The organism is Collinsella sp. LCP19S3_D5, from assembly GCF_052121415.1.
Classification (GTDB): domain Bacteria; phylum Actinomycetota; class Coriobacteriia; order Coriobacteriales; family Coriobacteriaceae; genus Collinsella.
In genome coordinates, this window is sequence record NZ_JBQKEH010000005.1 from 53,101 (window position 1) to 73,637 (window position 20,537).

Here is a 20,537-nt window from a genome sequence, read left to right on the forward strand (position 1 = left end):
ATGAGCACAAATGCGATCGAGACGCTACAGTTCAACTGCACCACCTGCCCATCCGAGTGCCTCCTTACGGTGGAAGTGGAGCGCGGGGCCGACGACCGCGTGGCGACGGTGCACGCCGTGACCGGCAACAGCTGCCCGCGCGGCGATAAGTTCGCACATCAGGAGCTCACTTGCCCCATGCGCGTCCTCACTACCACCGTGGCGGTATCAGGCGGCGACGAGGCGCTGCTGCCCGTTCGCACGGCCGAGGCCATCCCGCTCGAACTCCATGCCCAGACCATGGACCTCATCCGCGGCCTAGCGGTCAAAGCCCCCATCCGCATGGGCGATGTAGTCCTCCCCAACCTCCTAGACACCGGTACCGACCTCATCGCCAGCATGGACATCGACCCGGCCTAAGCAGCTCGTTTGGGACGGTGCTCTTTTAGCTACCCCGCCATCCACCCCGCCCCTCCTCAATTGCGGTGAAATAATTCCCGATTTCCGCCAAAACCCCGGCATCAAGGAACTATTCCACCGCAACTTGCCTTGGGATCGGTATTTAGCTTGTGCCTACTTAAGTGCCATTTCAAAACTATGCCGGATTACGGGGCTGATTCGGAAACCCCCACCCATACCGGCAATTTTCGATTTTTGATAAGCCTTCTACCTGCGGTTTTAATTTCGCGATTTTTCCCATGGTCAAGTAATACAGGTCCAGCCCCGTAATCCGCCATAGTTTTGAAACCAGCCCATTTGGGACGGGACCATATTGACTACTTTTACCTATCAGCTCGCATGTTTGACGCAGCTAAAATAGCCCCGTCCCAAATTGACTACCCTGGCATTGGGGATACCATGGTGGCAACCTAACGAAAGGACGATGTATGGCACATGTCGATGACCAGCGCGTGGCACGCGTGCTCGATGCGCTCGAGGCTCAGCACCCCGGCGCGCAGCTGCTCGTAAACGACCCGTGGTCGATTTATTACCTGACCGGCTTTTATGCCGATATGTTCGAGCGTTTTTGCGGCGTACTGCTCGCACGCGGTAGCGAGCCCGTGATCTTGGTCAACGCGCTGCATCAGCTGCCCGAGTATGACAATGCCCGCGTCGCGTACCACACCGATACCGACGTCGTGGCCGACGCCATCGCTCGCGAGGTTGATCCGACCAAACCGCTCGGCATCGACACCGTCATGCGCTCCGGCTTCTTAATGCCCCTCATGGAGCGCCATGCCGCGAGCGAATTCTTCCTAGGCGATTTTGCCGTGACCGCCGCCCGAACCTACAAAGACGCCGCCGAGCAGGAGCTTATGCGCGTGTCCTCGGCCGCTAACGACGCCGTGATGGCCGACGCGATCGAGCTCGTCCACGAAGGCGTGACAGAGCGCGAGATCGCCGACCAGATGCTTGGCCTGTATCGCAAGCACGATTGCGAGGGCTTTAGCTTTCCGCCCATCGTGAGCTTTGGCGCCAACGCCGGCGACCCGCACCACGAGCCAGACGATACGGTACTCAAACGTGGCGACGTGGTGCTGTTCGACATTGGCGGACGTCGCCGCAACTATTGCTCGGACATGACGCGCACGTTCTTTTGGGGCGAGCCGGACGAGGAGACCGCGCGTATCTACGACATCGTGCGCCGCGCCAACGAGGCCGCCGAGGCGCTCATCGCCCCGGGCGTGCGCATGTGCGACCTGGACCGTGCCGCGCGCGACGTGATTGAGGACGCGGGTTATGGCAAGTACTTTACGCACCGTCTGGGACACTCGATCGGCCTGCAAGACCACGAGCCGGGTGACGTCTCGCTCGTCAACGAGCAGGTCGTGGAGCCGGGCATGACGTTTTCCATCGAGCCGGGCATCTACCTCCCCGGCCGCACCGGCGTCCGCATCGAGGACCTTGCCCTGGTCACCGAGAGCGGCGTCGAGATCCTCAACGCCTACCCCCACGATCCGGTCCGCCTAGACTAGGCAATGCGGCAAAGGGACAGTCCCTTTGCCGCATCACATGAATGCCGCCACGAAATGGGCCTATCTACTACGTTTAACCCGCATGGGGCGACCATGCGGGTATTTTTTGAAAATTGGCAAGCCTTCTACCTGCGGTTTTGATTTTGCGATTCTCGGCATGGTTGAGGGTAGCCGGTCAAACGTAGTAGATAGGCCCATTTCGTGGCGAGCAGGCAAACTAGCTACCCTGCGGAAGGGATCTAGCGGAGCAGACCGGCAACTTCGCCGGCCAGGGTGATGGTGCCTGCTGCTACGAAGGGCTCGCCTGCAGCCTCAAAGGCTGCGAGGGCCTCGGACACGCTGGGGTACACGCCTGCGAGCTTATCAGAGTCCACCAGAGCAGCAAGCTCCTCCGCCGGCAGGGCGCGATCGGAATCGGCCTGTGTGACGACCACGCGCGGGAAGGCCGGGATCAGCACGTCGACGATACCCGCCACGTCCTTGTCTGCCAGCGCGGCACACAGCAACGTGGGGCGGTTCTCTACGCACGGATCGATCTCGTCCAAGGCGCTCACAAAGTTCTCGCAGCTCTGGGGGTTATGACAGGCGTCGATCAGCTTGAGCGGATCGGTTCCCATCACATCAAAACGGCCCGGCGTGGGGCAGCCCATAAGCGAAGCATCAAGCGCCTCGTGGTCGAGCTCGCGACCCAGATACCCCTCGCAGAGCATAATCGCGCACGCGGCATTCTGCGGCTGATACGCCGGCTTAACCATGCTCGACGTATAAATCGCACGCGTCGTGGTACAGCTAAACTCAACCGTATCGCCCACATGCGCCGGCACCTTGGTCGTGGCGTGGCTCACCACCAGCGGCACCACACCACACTCGCGACAACGGGTGTCCATAACGCGCTGAACGCTCGGCTCATGCGTGCCCTCGCCCAGCACAACCAGGCGTCCGGGCTTAATGACGGCGGCCTTCTCCCCCGCAATGGCCTCGAGCGTATCGCCCAGAATGCGCGTGTGGTCGAGTCCGATGCCCGTGATGGCAACGGCAACGGGATCGGTCGCGCTCGTGGCGTCCCAGCGACCGCCCATGCCGACCTCGAGCACGGCGACATCCACGCGAGCCTCGGCAAACACCACAAGCGCGGCCGCCGTCAGCAGGTCAAAAGGCGTGATGGTATAGGCACGCTCCCCCGTCACCACGCGGCGCGCATTCACTCGATGCCCCGCCTCAACAGCAGCAGAAACGCCACGGGCAAACGCCTCATCGCTCACGACGTGCCCATCGACCTCCATGCGCTCGGGATAGCGAACAAGCTGCGGCGACGTATAAAGCGCAGCCTTGAGCCCCTCGCCGCGAAGGATAGCAGCCGAAAAACGCGTCGTCGAAGTCTTGCCATTGGTACCGGCAACCTGAATGCAATCAAAGTACTCGTCCGGCCGCCCCAGCTCATCGAGCATATCGACAACTGTCTCGAGCAGAGGACCAGCATCCCCAGAAATCCGCCCCGTATCGGCAGCAAGCCCCACAGCCTCACTAAACGAAAGCAAATCAAACGAGAAAGGAACGACATACGACCCAGAACGCTTAGCCATAACCCAAAGTCCCCTCAACATAAAAAGAGGCCCGAATCAACAACGAGCCCTTCCCATTCAAAATATCAGCCAAACACCGCTTTGCAGCAGAATCAAGGCCACAACCAAGTGGCCCTAACTAACCAGTTGCAAACAACCACGTAAACGACCTGGGAGCGGTTTGGGGCTTTGCTCGATACAAGTTCCGCACGAGCCGAAGGCCACTTAATGTGGCCTTCGTGCGAGCAGGACTGTCCGCAGTAGCGAGCAATGCCCCAAACCGCGTCCCCCAGTAACGCCTACGAGAAGTCAGCAACCTGAGCAGTCAGCGCCTCCAGGATCTCCTTGAGCTCAGCTGCACGGTCCCTCTTCTTCTGGACCACCGCGGGCGCGGCCTTGGCCACAAAGCCCTCGTTAGCGAGCGTCTTCTCGCAACCGGCGAGCTCCTTCTGGGCCGCGGCAATCTCCTTCTCCAGACGTGCCTTCTCGGCCGAAAGGTCAACCTTACCCTCGAGCACCACAAAGACCTCGACGCCGCTGTCGACCACGGCGATGCTCGCAGCCGGCTTCTCAACATCGGTACCCATGACCAGCGAGGCGGTATTGGCCAGCGGCTCGATGGTCGAGCGCAGGCTCTCGAGCTTCTCGATGTCCTCGACACCGGCACGCACGACCACGTCGAGCTCGGCCTTGGGGCTCAAGCGATAACGCGAACGCGTGGCACGGGCGGCAGAAACGACAGTGCGACACAGCTCAAACGCGCGCTCGGCGTCCTCGTCGACATACTTGACATAGTCGGCAGGCTCGGGCCACTTGGCAATCATGAGCGCCTCGGCGCGGTCCACGTTGCCCTCGGCGTCCAGGTCGAGCACGCTCGCCGGCATGTTGTCCCAAATCTCCTCGGTGACAAACGGCATGAGCGGGTGCATCAGGCGAATAGAGGTATCGAGCACAAAGATCAGGTTTCGCTGCGCCTGCAGACGGCCCTCGCCCTTCAGGCGCGCCTTGGTGACTTCGACGTACCAGTCGCAGACCTCGTTCCAGAAGAACTGCTGAACGCCGCGGGCCATGTCGCCAAAGGTGTAGTTCTCGATGCCCTCGGTGACCATCTTGACGGCCTTGGCCAGACGGCTGAACATCCAGGCGTCGGCCGGCGTCTCTACGACAGGCTCGCCGGGCGTGTAGCCCTCCATGTTCATAAGCAGGAAGCGGCTGGCGTTCCAGATCTTGGTCACAAACGACTTAGCCTGCTCGGTGCGCGGGCTGTCGATAAGCTTCTTGGTCTTCTTGTCGATGTTCGCGTCAAACTTGACGTCCTGGTTGTTGGTGCAGAGCGTCAGCAGGTTGAAGCGCATGGCGTCGGCGCCGTACATGCCAATGAGGTCCATGGGGTCAACGCCGTTGCCCTTGGACTTGGACATGCGGCTGCCGTCCTTGGCAAGAATCGTCGGGTAGATGACGACGTCCTTAAACGGCACCTCGTCCAAGAAGTACAGCGAGCTCATGACCATGCGGGCGACCCACAGCGCGATGATGTCGCGCGCGGTGACGAGTGCCGTCGTGGGGTGATGTCCCTCGAGCAGCTCCGGCTTTTGGGGCCAGCCCTGCGTGGCGAAAGTCCACAGCTGCGAGCTGAACCAGGTGTCCAGCACGTTCTCGTCCTGATGCACGTGATGACCGCCGCACTTAGGGCACACGTCGGTGTCCTCGGTAAGGGCATCCTCCCAGCCGCAGTCCTCGCAGTAGAACACGGGAATACGGTGGCCCCACCAAAGCTGGCGGCTGATGCACCAGTCCTTGAGGTTCTCCATCCAGGTGGTATAGGTCTGCGTCCAACGCGCGGGGTGGAAGGTCACCTTGCCGGAGTTGACGGCGTCGAGCGCCGGCCCCTTGAGCTTGTCGACGGCCACGAACCACTGCTCGGACAGCCACGGCTCCAGTGCGGAGTCGCAACGGTAGCAGTGCATGACGGAGTGATCGTGATCCTCGACGTGATCGAGCAGGTCGTGCTCCTCAAACCACTTGATGACGGCCTCGCGGCACTCCTCGCGGGTCATGCCGGTAAACTCGCCGTAGCCCTCGACGACCACCGCATGCTCGTCAAAGATGTTGATCTGCGGCAGGTCGTGGGCCTGACCCATGGCGTAATCGTTGGGGTCGTGGGCCGGGGTGACCTTGACAAAGCCGGAGCCAAAGTTGGCGTCGACATGCCAATCCTCAAAGATGGGGATCTCACGGTCGACGATGGGGAGCTTGACGGTCTTACCCACAAAGGCGGCCTTCTCGGGGTCCTTCGGGGAGACAGCCACGCCCGTGTCGCCGAGCATGGTCTCGGGGCGCGTAGTGGCGACGACGATGTAGTCCTGGCCGTTGACCGGCTCGGTCAGCGGGTAGCGCAGGTGCCACAGGTGACCCTTCTCGTCCTTATACTCGGCCTCGTCGTCCGAGATGGCGGTGGTGCAGTTGGGGCACCAGTTGACGATGCGCTTGCCGCGGTAGATCAGGCCGTCGTGGTACCAGTCGCAGAACACCTTGCGCACGGCCTGGGCGTAGTCCTCGTCCATGGTAAAGCGCTCGTTATCAAAGTCGACGGAGCAGCCCATACGCTTGATCTGCTCGACGATGATGCCGCCGTACTCGTGGGTCCAATCCCAGCAGGCGTCGACAAACTTATCGCGGCCGATCTCCAGGCGGCTGATGCCCTCCTCTTTAAGCTTCTTGTCGACCTTGGTCTGCGTGGCGATACCGGCGTGGTCGGTACCGAGCACCCAGCGGGTGGACCTGCCGCGCATGCGGGCCATGCGGATGATGGCATCCTGGATGGAATCGTCGGTGGCGTGACCCATGTGAAGCTTGCCGGTCACGTTGGGAGGCGGAATGGTGACAGTGCAGTCGCCCACGCCCTCACGGCGCTTGTAGTAGCCGCCGTCGAGCCACTTCTGCAGGATCGCCGGCTCGTTGGTCGACGGATCGTAGTTTTTGGGCATCTCTTCCATATATCTCTCCCGTCCCACCGGGGAGGAATGTAGGCCCGCCAGGGTCTGCATTCCTCCCCTTAGGTATCGATTACTTCAGTCTGGTACGACTTCGCTGAGGCTTAAACAAACACAAAGAATAACACAGGTAGTTGGGGTTATTGCGTATATATAAAATAGCCTCCGACCGCGGGTGGTCGGAGGCTATTCAAATTCACATTTGCGAAACCTACCATTTAAGGACAGGTTTATTTTGGTCGGTTTTATATGGGCAAACGTCATTCTCCCTGATAAAACCTGCCAAAATAAACCTGTCCCTTTTTGGCAGGTTAGCCGTAGATGCGCTGGGGCTGTTCGGTGCCCTTTACGGAGGCTTCGGTCACGATGACCTTGGCGACTCCTTCCTCGCTCGGCAGGTCGAACATCGTCTGCTGCAGCACGTCCTCGCAGATGGAGCGCAGGCCGCGGGCGCCGGTCTTGCGGGCAAGCGCCATGCGGGCAATCTCGTGCAGGGCGGCGTCCTCAAACTCAAGTTCAACGTCCTCGAGCTGGAACATCTTGCGGTACTGACGCACAACGGCGTTCTTTGGCTCGGTCAGGATCGACACCAGGTCGTCCTCGTCGAGCGCCTGTGTCTGGGTGACGACGGGCGTACGTCCCACAAACTCGGGGATCATACCAAAGGCGTTGAGGTCCTGCGGGAGCACCTGACGCAGCAGGTCGTTCTCGTCGACCGAGGTTGGGCCGGCGATCTCGGAGTTAAAGCCCACGCCCTTGTTGCCCACGCGATCGGCGATAATCTTGTCCAGACCCACAAAGGCACCGCCGCAGATAAACAAGATATTGGTCGTGTCGATCTGCAGCAGCTCCTGCTGGGGGTGCTTGCGGCCGCCGGTGGGCGGAACGCTTGCCACCGTGCCCTCAAGGATCTTAAGCAGCGCCTGCTGAACGCCCTCGCCCGAAACGTCGCGGGTGATGGAGAGGTTCTCGGCCTTGCGGGCTATCTTGTCGATCTCGTCCACGTAGATGATGCCGACCTGCGCACGCTCGATATCGCCATCGGCAGCATTGATGAGCTTGAGCAGGATGTTCTCCACGTCCTCGCCCACGTAACCGGCCTCGGTGAGTGCGGTGGCGTCGGCGATGGCAAACGGCACCTCGAGGATGCGCGCGAGCGTCTGGGCGAGCAAGGTCTTACCGGTACCGGTGGGACCGAGCAGCAAGATGTTGGACTTGGCGAGCTCCACCTCGTCCATATCGTCGTCGAGCCGCGAACCCGCACCCGAGGCCTCGTCAAAGGCCGAAAGCGCGGCGCCGCCCTCGATCACGCGACGGTAGTGGTTGTACACGGCAACCGACATGGCGCGCTTGGCGTCTTCCTGACCCATGACATAGGCCGAAAGCTCGTCATAGATCTCGTGCGGGGTCGGCACGTGCGTAATGACCTGACGCACGTCGTCCTCGAGCTCAAAGCCCTCGGCCTCGGGATCCATGGCAGGCTGCCCGGCAGCCTGACCGTGGTCGTTGAGGAAGCCCGGCAGCTTGCCGTTGCAGGCGGCATCCATAAAGTCCGAAGCCAGCGACTCCTCCAAGATCTCGGAGCAGGCGGCAACGCACTCGTCGCAGATAAAGATGTTGGTGGGGCCCTTTACAAGGCGGCGCACCTGACCCTGCTCTTTTCCGCAGAAGGAGCAGCGGATGGGGTTGCCGTTCTCGTCAAAGTTGTCCTGCATGTTACCGGCCATCCTAGGCGTCCTTCGCGGCAAGATCGCGCGAGGTAACGATACGGTCGATCAGGCCGTAGTCAAGCGCCTCGGCAGCGGTCAGGTAGTTGTCGCGCTCGGTATCGGCCTGGACCTTCTCGATCGGCTGGCCCGAGGCGTCGGACAAGATCTGGTTGAGCTCGCGACGGGTCTTCTTGATCTCCTCGGCCACGATCTCGATCTCGGTCTGCTGACCCTGGGCACCGCCACTGGGCTGGTGAATCATGACCTTGGAGTGCGGCAGGCAGAAGCGCTTGCCCTTGGCGCCGGCCGAAAGCAGCACGGCGGCCATAGACGCGGCCATACCGACGCAAATGGTGGAGACCTGCGGCTTTATAAAGTTCATAGTGTCCAGAATCGCCAGGCCGGAGTAGACCTCGCCACCGGGCGAATTGATGTAGAGCGAGATATCCTTCTCGGCATCCTGGCTCTCAAGATGCAGCAGCTGGGCAACGACCAGGTTGGCACTGACGGAGTTGATCTCCTCGCCCAAGAAGATGATGCGGTCGTTGAGCAGGCGCGAATAGATATCGTAGCTGCGCTCGCCGCGCGGCGTCTGCTCGATAACGTATGGCACGAGGGCGGAATCGAACTTAGCGATCATACGCATCTCCATTTCTCTCTTGCGGACCAAATTGGTTCTAGATAAACGTACGGTGCCCGCATGCTATGCATTGGCTGGCACCGTACGAAGCAACCGAATAACCGGTTTATAACTTTACCCCATCACGGGCGCCTGCATGCGCTCGCGGGAAAGGTGGCGAGAATTACTCGGCGTCCTTGGCGGTCTCGTCGACCTCGGTCACCTTGGCGTTCTCGACCAGGTGGTCGACGGCCTTGGAGCGACGGATGGACTCGCGGACGGCAGGCATGCGTCCATCGGCGATGAACTCGGCCTTGGAAGCCTCGACGTCCTTGACGCCGGCCTTCTCGAACTCGGCGTTGACGTCGTCCTCGGTGACCTCGATCTTGAGCTCACGCGCGAGGGCGTCGAGCGCCAGGGACTCGCGGGCAACATCGTTGGCCTGCTTGTGCAGGTCGCCGATGAACTGCTCCATGGTCAGGCCGGAAGCGGGCAGCCAGGTGTCCAGCGTCATGCCGCGGGCAGCGAGGTTGGACAGGAAGTTCTGGCCAAGCTCCTCAAAGACAGACTGCTCGTAGTCGGCGTCCATCTCCTCGAGCTGCAGACGCTCGGCGAGAGCGGCGACGCAACGGTTCTCCTTCTCGGCCGGAAGGCGGGAAGCCTTGTCCTGCTCGATCTCGAGCTTGATGGCGTCGCGCATAGCGTCGATGCTGTCGAAGCCAAAGTCGGACTTGACAAGCTCGTCGGTGAGCTCGGGGGTGTTGCGGACCTTGATGCCCTTGACGGTGATCTCGACGGTGTGGGTCTCGGCCTCCTCGCCATCCTCGACCTCGTCGGTCCAGGTGACGGTCTTGACGTCGTCGACGTTAGCACCGATCAGAGCCTCGTTGAACTCCTTGGGGTTGCTGTCGCTACCGGCGATGAGCATGCGGCCCTCGGCAGCGAAGTTGTCGGCGTTCTCGACGGCCTTGAGGTCGACGGTAACGTAGTCCTCGGCCTCGACGGCGCGACCCTCGACGTCCTCGAAGGTGGCACGGTAGTTGAGGAGCATCTCGACCTGGTTGTTGATCTCGGACTCGGTGACCTCCGCGGGAGGCATCTCGATCTCGACGGCGTCGTAGGAGGAGAGCTCGGCAGCAGGACGCAGGGAGAACTCGACGGTGTAGGTGTAGTCCTCGTGATCCTTGGCGAGGTCGAGCTCCTTGTAGTCACCGTTCTTGGTGGGGACGATGTCCAGCTCGTTGAGGACGGCGGGCTCGTTGGCGGCGATCAGATCGTTGGTGGCCTGAGCGAGGGTGGCCTCGGCGCCAAGAGCAGCGTCGATGACCGGACGGGGAGCCTTGCCGGCACGGAAGCCCGGGAAGCGGTACTTCTTGGCGGTGTCCTTGTAGGCCTTCTTGATCGCGGCGTCGACGTCGGCGGCCGGGATGGTGACCGTAGCGGTGAGCTTGGCGTCCTTGACGTCAGAAGCGGTGATGTTCAACACGTTCCTCCTCATACTGCCCAGCTTATCTGAGGTGCTGGTACCTTTATGCAACAAAGTGTCGCGACGGCCGAGGCCGACGCAGGTGCGTTGGTGCGGGCGAAAGGACTCGAACCTTCACGGGAATCCCACCAGAACCTAAATCTGGCGCGTCTACCAATTCCGCCACGCCCGCATGAGCGCACAGACTAGGAATGATAGCAGATACGAACGGCAAGCGCACGCACACCTTTTTAGGCCCACGACCTCACCACGAGTTACAGCGGAACAGGGTAGCTAATTTGGGACGGGGCTTTTTTTAGCTACCCCGCTTTTGGGGGTAGCTAAAAAAGCCCCGTCCCAAATTAGCTACCCCCATCGGCTATCTCCTGCAGCCCACAATTCGGTTGAAAAGTGGGCTGCAGTTTCCTCGGGCTTGCCAAAGAGCGGCGGCTGCCGCGCCTCGCCTACTCCCCCAGCAGGGCCTTCTCGGGCGTGATCGGCAGCGAGCGAACCTGGTGGCCGGTGGCGTGCGCCACGGCCGAGGCAACGGCGGCGAGCGGTGTGTTGATGACGACCTCGCCGATCGACTTGGCGCCAAACGGGCCCGTCGGCTCGTAGCTCGGCTCAAAGGCCACGCGAATGCTGCCGATATCCAGGCGCGTGGGCAGCTTGTAGCTCATAAAGTTACCGGTGCGCAGGCGGCCGCGGTCGTCGTGCTCGACAATCTCGTAGAGTGCGTGACCGATGCCCTGGGCAATGCCGCCCTCGGCCTGGACACGCGCGAGTGCCTCGTTGATCACGGTGCCGCAGTCCACAGCCGCCGCATAGTCCACCACAGTCACCTTGCCGGTGGCCTTGTCGACCTCGACCTCGGCAATGCCGGCCATAAACGGCGGAGGCGAAACGGGCAGGCAGGCAGAAGCATGCGAGGTGAGCGCGTCGCCGCCCGCGATGTTCTTGACGCACAGGTTGGCAAAGTCGCGCAGCGTGAGGTAGCGGCCGCACTCGCGAGCGGCGCGCTCGTCAGACAGACGCACGTACTGGCCGTCGAAGACCACGTCGGCGGCGTCCACGTCCCACATCTGGGCGGCCTTGGCGCAGATCTTCTCGCGCAGCTCGGTCGCGGCATTCTTGGCTGCCAGGCCCGTCACGTACGTGCCCGAGCTCGCGTACGAGCCGGCATCGAACGGCGAGACGTCGGTGTCCACGCCGCGCACCACGATAAGCGAGCTCTCCACGCCCAGCTCCTCGGCGGCAATCTGCGCCAGGATCGTGTCGACACCCATGCCGTTATCGGTGGCGCCGGTGCCGATGGTAATGAAGCCATCCTCCTCCAGGCGCATGTCGATGCCGGCGATATCCACATTGGAAATGCCCGAGCCCTGCATGGTGAGCGCGCAGCCCAGGGCGCGCACGCGGTCGCCCAGGTCCACGGCCAGCGGCTTGTCGCGCCAGCCGATCATGTCCATCGCACGCAGCAGGCAGCGGTCGAGCGCGCAGGCGTTGAGCTTTTCGTTGTAGTACTGCGGCATAATCTCGCCCTCGCGCACGATGTTCTTAAGGCGCAGGTCGGCGGGGTCCATGTGCAGCATGTCGGCGAGCTCGTTGACGGCGCTCTCCACGGCAAACTGGCCCTGGGTGGCGCCGTAGCCGCGATACGCACCGCCGCGGTTGGTGTTGGTGTAGACGGCGTCCCACCTAAAGCGGCTCGCCTTCACGTGGTTGTAGATGGGCAGGCTCTTGTGACCCGAGAGGCCGATCGTCGTGGTGGCATGCTCGCCATACGCGCCGGCGTTGGACAACGTGTGCAGGTCGATGGCCGTGATGGTGCCGTCTTTCATGGCGCCCAGCTTGACGGTCATCTGCATCTGGTGACGCGAGTTGCCCGCAGTGATGGTCTCCTCGCGGGTGTAGCAGCAATAGCTCGGACGGCCAGTCTGCTGCGTCACGAACGCCACGAAGATCTCGCAGCAGCCCGTCTGCTTGGAGCCAAAGCCGCCGCCGATGCGCGGCTTAATAACCTGCACCTGCGACTGCGGAATGTCGAGCGACTGCGCGACCATGCGGCGCACATGAAAGGGCACCTGCGTGGAGGTGGTCACCGAGATGCGGCCGAACGCGTCGGTCGTCGCGAAGGCACGGAAGGTCTCCATGGGCGCGGTCTGCGTGGCCTGGCTGGTGTAAGTGCGCTCAAAGACGATGTCGCTCTGGGCGAAGGCCTCGTCCAGGTCGCCAAAATCGCTGGTACCGCTGCACACCAGGTTGCGAGCAACGTCGCCGCCCTGCGGGAACATAAAGGTCACGTCGCCCTCGGGGTGGACCACGATGTCGTTATCGAGCGCCTGGGTAAAGTCGAGCAGGGGCTCGAGCACCTCGTAGTCGACCTTGATGAGCTTGAGCGCCTTGTCGGCGGCCTCCTCGGTCTCGGCGGCGACGATCGCCACCTCCTCGTTTTGGTAGCGCACCAGGTTCTCGAGGATCAGGCGGTCGTAGGGGCTCGGCTGCGGATAGCTCTGGCCGGCGATGGTAAAGCGGCGCTTGGGCACGTCCTCGTAGGTGTAGACGCCCACGACGCCGGGCACCTTCAGGGCGCGCGACGTATCGATGGAGCGGATCTTGGCACGGGCATACGGGCTGCGCTTGAGCTTGACGATAAGGGCGCCGGCGGGCACCAGGTCTCCTGTGTAGACGGGACGCCCCTCGAGCAGGGCCTTCGAGTCCTTCTTGGGCTGCTTATGGGTGATCTGCTTGTACGAGACGCCATCGCAGCTGGTGTCGTTGACCGGAAGCTCGGGCATCTCAAAGCCCACCTGCACGCCGGACTCGTTAAGGAAGCGGACGATGGCGCGCAGCTGGCTCTCGTAGCCGCTGCAACGGCAGAGGTTGCCGGCGAGCTGGCGCGAGAGCTCCTCGCGCGTGGCGACGAGGCTCGGGTCCTCCTTGGCGGCGCGGGCAAGCGCCAGCACGTTCATGATGAGGCCGGGGGCGCAAAAACCGCACTGCTCGGCGCCTTCGGCAGCCATTGCATGGGCGAGCGCCTCGGACTCGGCCTTGAGGCCCTCGAGCGTGGTGACGGAGCGGCCCTCGACGCGCGCAGCGGGAACCGAGCAGCTCAGCACCGGGTCGCCGTCGAGCCACACCGTGCACTGGCCGCAGTTGGTGGTTTCGCAGGCACAGCGCACCGAGGCGCAGCCCTGCTCGCGCAGCAGCGCAAAGAGCATGGTGTCGGGGGCAATCTGAACCTTGACCTTGCGGCCGTTGAGCGTAAAGGAAAGATCGATGGGTTTGGCAGCCATTAGCGCACCTCGCTAGAATCGACGCCGGGCACGCGGCGGCAGGAATACTCGTCCGTGGCAAACTTAGGCACTTGCACGCCCTCGAGCTCGCGGGCAAGCGAGGCCGAAAGCTCGATGCCGGCGGCGCGGCGCACGGCCTGCACGGCAAGCGGCGCCGAGATACGACGACGGTACTCGGCCGAGCCCCACAGGTTGGTGCCGTAGCTCAGCGCGCGTACGGACGCGGCCAGGGCGCGCAGCTCGTCCTCGGAAGGCTGCTCGCTCACCAGGCCACATGCCTCGCCCTGCAGCAGGGTCGCGCGCAGAGGGCGGGCGCCCACGGTGACATGCCATCTGTTGTCCCACCAGGCGGCGGTGACGTTTAAGGAGGGGAAGTCGGTCGCGGCCTTGCGCACGGCCTCGTAGCTTGCACGGTAATCGTGCTTAACGACCACGACGCGCTCAATCACGTCGCGCACGTAACCCATATCCACGAACTCGGCGAGCGACACGCGACCGGCCCCCGTCAGCTCAACGTATGAATCGAGCGCCAAAAAGGCCGAGAGCACGTCCGAGAAACCAAAGCGACCGTAGATGCTGCCGCCCACCGTGGCGGTGTTGCGCAGCTGCACGCCCACGATATCGTGGACGGCGAACTCAAAGACATGGTTGACAAGCGCGTTGAGCTCGGCATGGCGCTCGAGCTGTCGCAGGGTGCACATGGCACCGATGCGAAACTCGGTCTCGGTCTCCTCGATCTGATCGAGTCCGCAGGCCGAAAGGTCAATCGCCGTCGCCACGCGACGCGAACCCAGGCGCATCCAGATGCCGCCGCCCACAATCTTGTTGTTGCGGTTCTTCTGTAAGAGCTCATAGGCTTCGGCCGCGTTTCCAACGCGAACGTAGGTACCGAACTTGAGCACGTTCTCCCCCATCTCTTCACTTGTCCAGTACCTCTAAGTGTACCAAACGAGGGCGCGCAGCCCTCGCCACCATAGAAAAAGGCTCCCAGCCGGATGGCTGGGAGCCTCATCACATGCTATGTCGAGCGAAGATTTAGCAGACGCCCTGGGCGAGCATGGCGTCGGCGACCTTCAGGAAGCCGGCGATGTTGGCGCCCATGACAAAGTTGCCCTCCTGGCCGTACTCCTTGGCGGTGTCGTCCACGTTGTGGAACATGCCGCGCATGAGCTGCTCGAGCTTGCCGTCGACCTCCTCGAAGGTCCAGGACAGGTGCTCGGCGTTCTGGCTCATCTCCAGGCCGGACACGAGCACGCCGCCGGCGTTGGCAGCCTTACCGGGCATAAAGGCGACGCCGTTCTCCTGGAAGTAAGTCGTGGCCTCGATGGTCGTGGGCATGTTCGCGCCCTCGCCGACCACCTTGCAGCCGTTGGCGACGAGCGCCTGGGCGTCCTCGAGCAGCAGCGTGTTCTCGCGAGCGCAGGGCAGCGCGATGTCGCAGGGCAGCTGCCACACGCCGCGGCCGTCGCCCTCGTGCCACACGGCGTTGGGCTTCTCGTCAACATACATGGCGAGCGTGACGCCCTTGTCGTGGCCGGAGCGCTTCTTGTTGTAGACGTGCTCGAGCACGGTGTAGTCGATGCCGTCGGGATCCTCGACCCAGCCGTGGGTATCGGAGCAGGCGAGCACCTTGCCGCCGAGCTGGGCGACCTTCTGGACCGCGTAGATGGCGACGTTACCGGAGCCGTGAACGACAACGTTCTTGCCCTCGAAGGAGTCGCCGCGGCTCTTGAGGTACTCGTCCACAAAGTAGACCAGACCGTAACCGGTGGCCTCGGTACGGGCGAGCGAGCCGCCAAAGGAGAGGCCCTTGCCGGTAAGGACGCCGGTCCACTCGTTGGTCAAGCGCTTGTACTGACCGAACATGTAGGCAACCTCGCGGCCGCCAACGCCCAGGTCGCCGGCGGGAACGTCGGTGTTGGGGCCAATGTGGCGATAGAGCTCGGTCATGAAGGACTGGCAGAAGTGCATGATCTCGTTGTTGGACTTGCCCTTGGGGTCAAAGTCGGAGCCGCCCTTGCCGCCGCCCATGGGAAGGGTGGTCAGGCTGTTCTTGAGGATCTGCTCCAGACCCAGGAACTTGAGCATACCCAGGGTGACCGTCGGGTTAAAGCGCAGGCCGCCCTTGTAGGGTCCAATGGCAGAGTTGAACTCGACGCGGTAACCGCGGTTGACCTGAACCTTGCCCTGATCGTCGACCCAGGGAACACGGAACATGACGATGCGCTCGGGCTCGACGAGGCGCTCCAGCAGGGCGGCCTCCTCGTACTCGGGGTGGGCGTCGAGCGCCGGCTGGATGGTGCCGAGGATCTCGGTCGCGGCCTGGATGAACTCAGGCTGCTCGGGATAGCGGGCCTTGAGCTCTTCGAGAACTTTCTGCGTGTAGCTCATGCTTCCTCCAATGATGGGAAACGAAAAATGTTGATCGCGGCACCCTATGCGCCGCGAACTTTATCGAGTATGGATAATATCGCACTGTTGCGGGAAAGTTTCGCATAAGCAGACGGGCAGATGTTTCGTTTTGATTACGATGCAGGTAGAAGCGTTTTTGAGTGCCTGACATGCAAAACCCGTGTTTCAAACCTGTTTCGTCCACATGTTCCAAACCACCACATTGGGGACACATGATGCGCCCAGGCACACCGGCGGCAAGACACAGCTGCTCGCATTCCATCACATCGCAGGTGCTGTCAAACGAAACGATGATCTTGAGCTCATGGTCGAGAGCATCACCGGACGGGCCTTCGCGGTGTGCTTCACGATACGCCGCGGCCGCCGCTTCCTCTTCCGTGGTATGTTCACAGCCGCCGCAACCGCAGGTACAGGGTTCGGACCCGTCGCAAGTGCAGGGTTCTGCGGTGTCGGGGCAAATACCGCAGGCGACAAGACAGACGACACGGCGGACCCGCACAAAAACAAAACAGCGCCTTTGCGGCACGCAGCAAGACCGCGAGCACAAAAGCGCTGGTGGCGTGTGGCGGGAACGTATGTGAATCGAACACATCCAAGACGTTTTGCACGCCTCGCAACGGTTTTGAGGACCGCGGAGCCCACCGGAGCCCATCCGTTCCCAAGTGCGGCGGTATTTTACCAAACCGAGCAACCAATCTAGCGTAGGGACCTCACAAACCGAGCAGCCAATCTAGCGTAGGGACCTCAGGCCGCCGGCTTCCTTGTCGAGCACCGTAAAGCGCACGGCATCCAGGTGCTCCAAGATGCTGATGGCACGTTTGCGCGACACGCCCAGAGCCTCGCGCAGCACACTCGTGGTGGCAGCACCGCCGGCTGCCTCAATAGCGGCGGCGACAAGCTCTCGCGCATGGGCCTCGGCGGCGGCGGACAGGGCAACGTCGCGCTCGACCTTAACGATCGAGCGGTTGAGCGAAAGCTCGCGCAAGGCACGCGTCATGGTATCGCGGTCGAGCTGCAGTCGCTCACCCACCTCGGGCAGCGTCGGCGCATCGAGGCCGGCCCCGTCGAGCAGCGCCACAATGCGCTCACACGCCTCGCGCACCACACGCGCCGCGGCGGCAGCAGAGTGCGGGTCGAATACCTCGGCGCCCTCGGCGGCGCACACGCCACGCGAGCAGCCCGCGGCAATCAGAGCCGCGGCAACGCCTTCATCGGCGGCAGGCCACGCAGCATGGGCAACGGCGCCGGGCGTAAAGCCCGTCTCCTTGGGAGACGCCGCGTGCATGGCAGACAGGGTCGCCGCCAGCACGTCCATGGCGGCATCGAGCACAGCGCCATTCGCATACAACGTGCCGCCCGAGCCGGCAAGCTCGCAAACAACACCTCGCGCCACCAACTCGCCCAGTGCGGCATCGGCCTCACCGGCAACAAGATCGAGCGCCGCGGCAACATCAGCCGCCGCAACCGGCAGCGCTTGCAGCGCCAGCCACGCGTCTACGCCAGCAACGGCATCGCCGGCTTCAAGCGCCGCAAACAGCGCACACTCGCCGGCCGAAAGCTCGCGCGAGCGACGGCAGCGCGAAAGCAGCACACGCCCGCCGCCGATGAGCATAACGGGCGAATACGACAGCACCACGGCATGGTCTCCGGCGCGCAGAGGCAATGGCTCCTCCAGGCGCACCTGCACGGTACGGGTCTCGCCCACCGCCATGGGGGCCTCGCCCTCCAAAAGCATAACGCGGCCGATGACCTCGGCCGTGCCGGCCATCACGTGCACGCGCGCGCCCGACTCGAGCACGCGCGGCTTGGCGCCCTCGCGGCCCAGGTAGGTAAACGTCATCATAAAGCGCAACGTCTGACCAAAGCGACCCGCCACGCCCAGCATCTCACCACGGTCAAGCGCCGCGACCCCGTCACCGACCAGGTTGAGCGCCACGCGTTGCCCAGGCAGCGCGCGCGGCGTATCGCCATGCACCTGAATCCCGCGCACACGACAGACCGTACGCGACGGCAAAGCCATCAGCTCGTCGCCCACCGCAACCGGCGCATCGTGCAGCGTTCCCGTAACGACGGTGCCGACACCCTTGATCGTAAAGCAGCGGTCAATCGGCAGGCGAGACGAGGCATCGCTCCGATCGGAACGGTCGCGGCAAGCATCCCAGCAGGCACTTACCTGCTCGTCGACCACCGCAAGCAGCCCGTCGATCCCCTCGCCCGTCTTGGACGACACGGGCACAATCGGCGCGCCCGCAAACACGGTACCCGACAAAAAGTCATCGACATCGAGCTCGGCAAGCTCGGTCATCTCGGCATCGGCCAGGTCGCACATCGTCAGCGCGACCACCATATGCGTAACGCCCAGCAGCTCCAGCACATGCACGTGCTCGCGGGTCTGCGGCATCACGCCCTCGACGGCCGAAACCACCAGCACGGCCACGTCGATACCCGTGGCGCCCTGCACCATGGCGCGCAGGTAGTGGGCATGGCCAGGCACGTCGACCAGGCCGACAATCTTGCCACTCGGCAGCGCCAGCTCGCCAAAGCCAAGCTCAACGGTCATACCTCGACGACGCTCAATCTCCAGACGGTCGGGATTCTTGCCGGTCAGCGCCTCGATCAATGCCGACTTACCGTGGTCGACGTGGCCCGCCGTGCCAACGATAACGGGACACTCCACCAGCGCCTGGACCTCACTCATCGAGCAATCGCCTTCTCAACGCATGCGGCAAGCGTCGACGCCGCCGTCTCGATATCGCGGTCGCCCACGAGCGTACGGACGTCAAACAAAATGCGATCGTGCGAGGTTCGCGTGACGACCGGCGTGTCGAAGTCCTGGACAAGCGAGCGCTTGAGCGCATCGACCGTCAGGCGCGCGTCAACAAGACGCACGGCAACGCACATCGTGGGCAGCTCCATGGTAGGCAGCGAGCCGCCACCGGGGGTCGACGATTCCTCGACGATCTCCACCTGAACGGCGCACGGGCAACCGGCCTTATCGAGCCCGGCGACCATACGATCGCGCAGCTTGCGGGCACGTCGCTCCAAATGGGCCTGCGGCAGCGTAAGCATGCTGAGCACCGGAATATCGCGATGGGCAGCATCGGCGCCGTCCATGTAGATACGCAGCGTGGCCTCGAGCGCCGACAGAGCCAGTTTGCCCGGACGCAGTGCGCGCATGAGCGGATGTGCGCCGCAGGCCTGGACCAGATCGAGACGGCCCATAATGATACCCGCCTGCGCCGCGCCCATCAGCTTATCGCCCGAGCACGACACGATATCGAGCCCCGCCGCGACCGAAGCCGGCGTGGGTTCCTCGCCACCGCGCACCAGGATGTCATCGGGCAGAAGCGCGCCCGAACCCTGGTCCTCATAGAACAGCAGGCCATGCTTGTGAGCAAGCGCCGCAAGCTCCCGAGAGCTCACCTCCTCGTGAAAGCCCTCGATGCGATAGTTGGAAGGATGGACCTTGAGAATCATGGCCGTATCGGGCGTGATGGCTTGCTCATAATCTGCTAGGTGCGTGCGGTTGGTGGCGCCGACCTCAACGAGCTTGGCGCCCGAAGACGCCATGACATCGGGGATGCGAAAGCTGCCGCCGATCTCGACAAGCTCGCCGCGGCTAACGATGACCTCTTTGCCTGCGGCATGGGTCGCCAGCACCAGCAGCACCGCGGCGGCGTTGTTGTTGACCACAAGCGCGTCCTCGGCACCGGTGAGCGAGCGGATCAGATGCGCGGCGTGTTCCTTGCGCGACCCGCGCGAGCAGGTGTCCACGCTGTACTCGAGCGTACTGTACCCGCGCGCAACCTCGGCCACGGCCTTTGCCGCCGACTCCGCGAGCGGGGCGCGGCCCAAGTTGGTATGGATGACCACGCCCGTGGCGTTGACGGCAGGGCGCAGGCTCGGCAGCGCGGAGCGGTGCGCACGCCACTCGATTGCCGAGGCCAGGTCGCGCTTAGAGCGCGGGGCGGCACCGGCGCGAATGGCGGCGCGTTCCTCGTCGAGCTCGGCCGTGACGGCGGCATGCACCACCGCGTCGCAGGTCTCCCCCGCCGCCTTCACTACCGGCCACTCGGCGAGCAGCTCGTTGACGGAGGGAATGGCGCGCAGGCGGGCGCGAACCTCATCGGATATGTTCTGGCTATCGCTCATGTGCGGCCTTTCAAAACCAAAGGTAAATCAATCGTTCGAACGTCAAACTATCAGCCGATTCGATCGGCTGAGTCAATCAATCGCTATTATCCTCGCGCGCCGCGATCTTTTCGGTCGCGCTCGTCAAACGGCATTGCCAGGCGATGCCGTCCGCGGGCGCACAGGGCACGCGCCGCGCACGGATGCCCCGGCACCGGCAACTCGGCCACCACGCGACCGTCCTCGACGCGTGCCGCAAAGGCGCAATCGGCATAGCATCCCCCGCATGTGGTCACCACGGCGCGACCGTCACGCTTCACAGCAGATGCCATCTCGATTACCCCTTCCATCGGCCAAACACATCAGGCCAAAAGCCCGGCGAAGAGCCTCAGACC

At 63.0% G+C, this 20,537-nt stretch carries 13 protein-coding genes and 2 tRNA genes; 2 read left to right on the forward strand and 13 right to left on the reverse strand.

Annotated elements, in window-relative coordinates; translation table 11 throughout:
• Both ACTQXO_RS03355 and ACTQXO_RS03360 read left to right on the forward strand, forming a co-directional pair.
• Entirely contained in the window at positions 1 to 399 is a 399-nt protein-coding gene (locus tag ACTQXO_RS03355; protein WP_441031793.1) for a DUF1667 domain-containing protein, read from the forward strand.
• Between the two features lie 467 nt (positions 400 to 866).
• Positions 867 to 1,955 (forward strand): M24 family metallopeptidase, encoded by a 1,089-nt coding sequence (locus ACTQXO_RS03360; RefSeq protein ID WP_441031795.1) that lies wholly within the window; start codon positions 867 to 869, stop codon positions 1,953 to 1,955.
• 239 nt (positions 1,956 to 2,194) lie between these two features.
• On the opposite strand, the gene ACTQXO_RS03365 is transcribed toward ACTQXO_RS03360, so the two are convergent.
• From ACTQXO_RS03365 to ACTQXO_RS03425, 13 genes are all read right to left on the reverse strand, one after another.
• Positions 2,195 to 3,538, reverse strand: coding sequence for a bifunctional folylpolyglutamate synthase/dihydrofolate synthase (locus ACTQXO_RS03365; RefSeq protein WP_441031797.1), 1,344 nt, complete (start codon positions 3,536 to 3,538; stop codon positions 2,195 to 2,197).
• A 278-nt stretch (positions 3,539 to 3,816) separates the two neighbouring features.
• Entirely contained in the window at positions 3,817 to 6,513 is a 2,697-nt protein-coding gene (locus tag ACTQXO_RS03370) for a valine--tRNA ligase (RefSeq protein ID WP_441031799.1), read from the reverse strand.
• Between the two features lie 308 nt (positions 6,514 to 6,821).
• The gene (gene clpX, locus ACTQXO_RS03375) at positions 6,822 to 8,237 is read right to left on the reverse strand and encodes an ATP-dependent Clp protease ATP-binding subunit ClpX (protein WP_154515377.1); all 1,416 of its coding nucleotides are present in this window, start codon (positions 8,235 to 8,237) and stop codon (positions 6,822 to 6,824) included.
• Between the two features lies 1 nt (position 8,238).
• Positions 8,239 to 8,859: an ATP-dependent Clp protease proteolytic subunit gene (locus tag ACTQXO_RS03380; RefSeq protein ID WP_022095182.1), complete on the reverse strand. Its 621-nt coding sequence runs from the start codon at positions 8,857 to 8,859 to the stop codon at positions 8,239 to 8,241.
• Between the two features lie 163 nt (positions 8,860 to 9,022).
• On the reverse strand, positions 9,023 to 10,324 hold the full coding sequence (tig, locus tag ACTQXO_RS03385) for a trigger factor (protein WP_441031803.1): 1,302 nt from the start codon (positions 10,322 to 10,324) through the stop codon (positions 9,023 to 9,025).
• An 88-nt stretch (positions 10,325 to 10,412) separates the two neighbouring features.
• Positions 10,413 to 10,496, reverse strand: a tRNA-Leu gene (locus tag ACTQXO_RS03390).
• Positions 10,497 to 10,767: 271 nt separating this feature from the next.
• Positions 10,768 to 13,599 (reverse strand): molybdopterin-dependent oxidoreductase, encoded by a 2,832-nt coding sequence (locus tag ACTQXO_RS03395; RefSeq protein WP_441031805.1) that lies wholly within the window; start codon positions 13,597 to 13,599, stop codon positions 10,768 to 10,770.
• The gene (locus ACTQXO_RS03400; protein ID WP_441031807.1) at positions 13,599 to 14,501 is read right to left on the reverse strand and encodes an FAD binding domain-containing protein; all 903 of its coding nucleotides are present in this window, start codon (positions 14,499 to 14,501) and stop codon (positions 13,599 to 13,601) included. The genes ACTQXO_RS03395 and ACTQXO_RS03400 overlap by 1 nt, the downstream gene beginning before the upstream one ends.
• Positions 14,502 to 14,634: 133 nt before the next feature.
• Positions 14,635 to 15,990: an NADP-specific glutamate dehydrogenase gene (gene gdhA / locus ACTQXO_RS03405; RefSeq protein WP_154515369.1), complete on the reverse strand. Its 1,356-nt coding sequence runs from the start codon at positions 15,988 to 15,990 to the stop codon at positions 14,635 to 14,637.
• A gap of 584 nt (positions 15,991 to 16,574) precedes the next feature.
• Positions 16,575 to 16,671: transfer RNA gene (locus ACTQXO_RS03410), tRNA-Sec, on the reverse strand.
• Between the two features lie 70 nt (positions 16,672 to 16,741).
• A complete protein-coding gene (selB, locus tag ACTQXO_RS03415; protein WP_441031809.1) occupies positions 16,742 to 18,709 on the reverse strand; it encodes a selenocysteine-specific translation elongation factor in 1,968 nt (655 codons plus the stop codon).
• Positions 18,706 to 20,163 carry an L-seryl-tRNA(Sec) selenium transferase gene (selA, locus tag ACTQXO_RS03420; RefSeq protein WP_441031811.1) on the reverse strand — a complete coding sequence of 486 codons (1,458 nt, stop codon included), beginning with the start codon at positions 20,161 to 20,163 and terminating at the stop codon, positions 18,706 to 18,708. The genes selB and selA overlap by 4 nt, the downstream gene beginning before the upstream one ends.
• 86 nt (positions 20,164 to 20,249) lie before the next feature.
• Positions 20,250 to 20,474, reverse strand: coding sequence for a hypothetical protein (locus ACTQXO_RS03425; protein WP_441031813.1), 225 nt, complete (start codon positions 20,472 to 20,474; stop codon positions 20,250 to 20,252).
• Positions 20,475 to 20,537 lie beyond the last annotated feature (63 nt).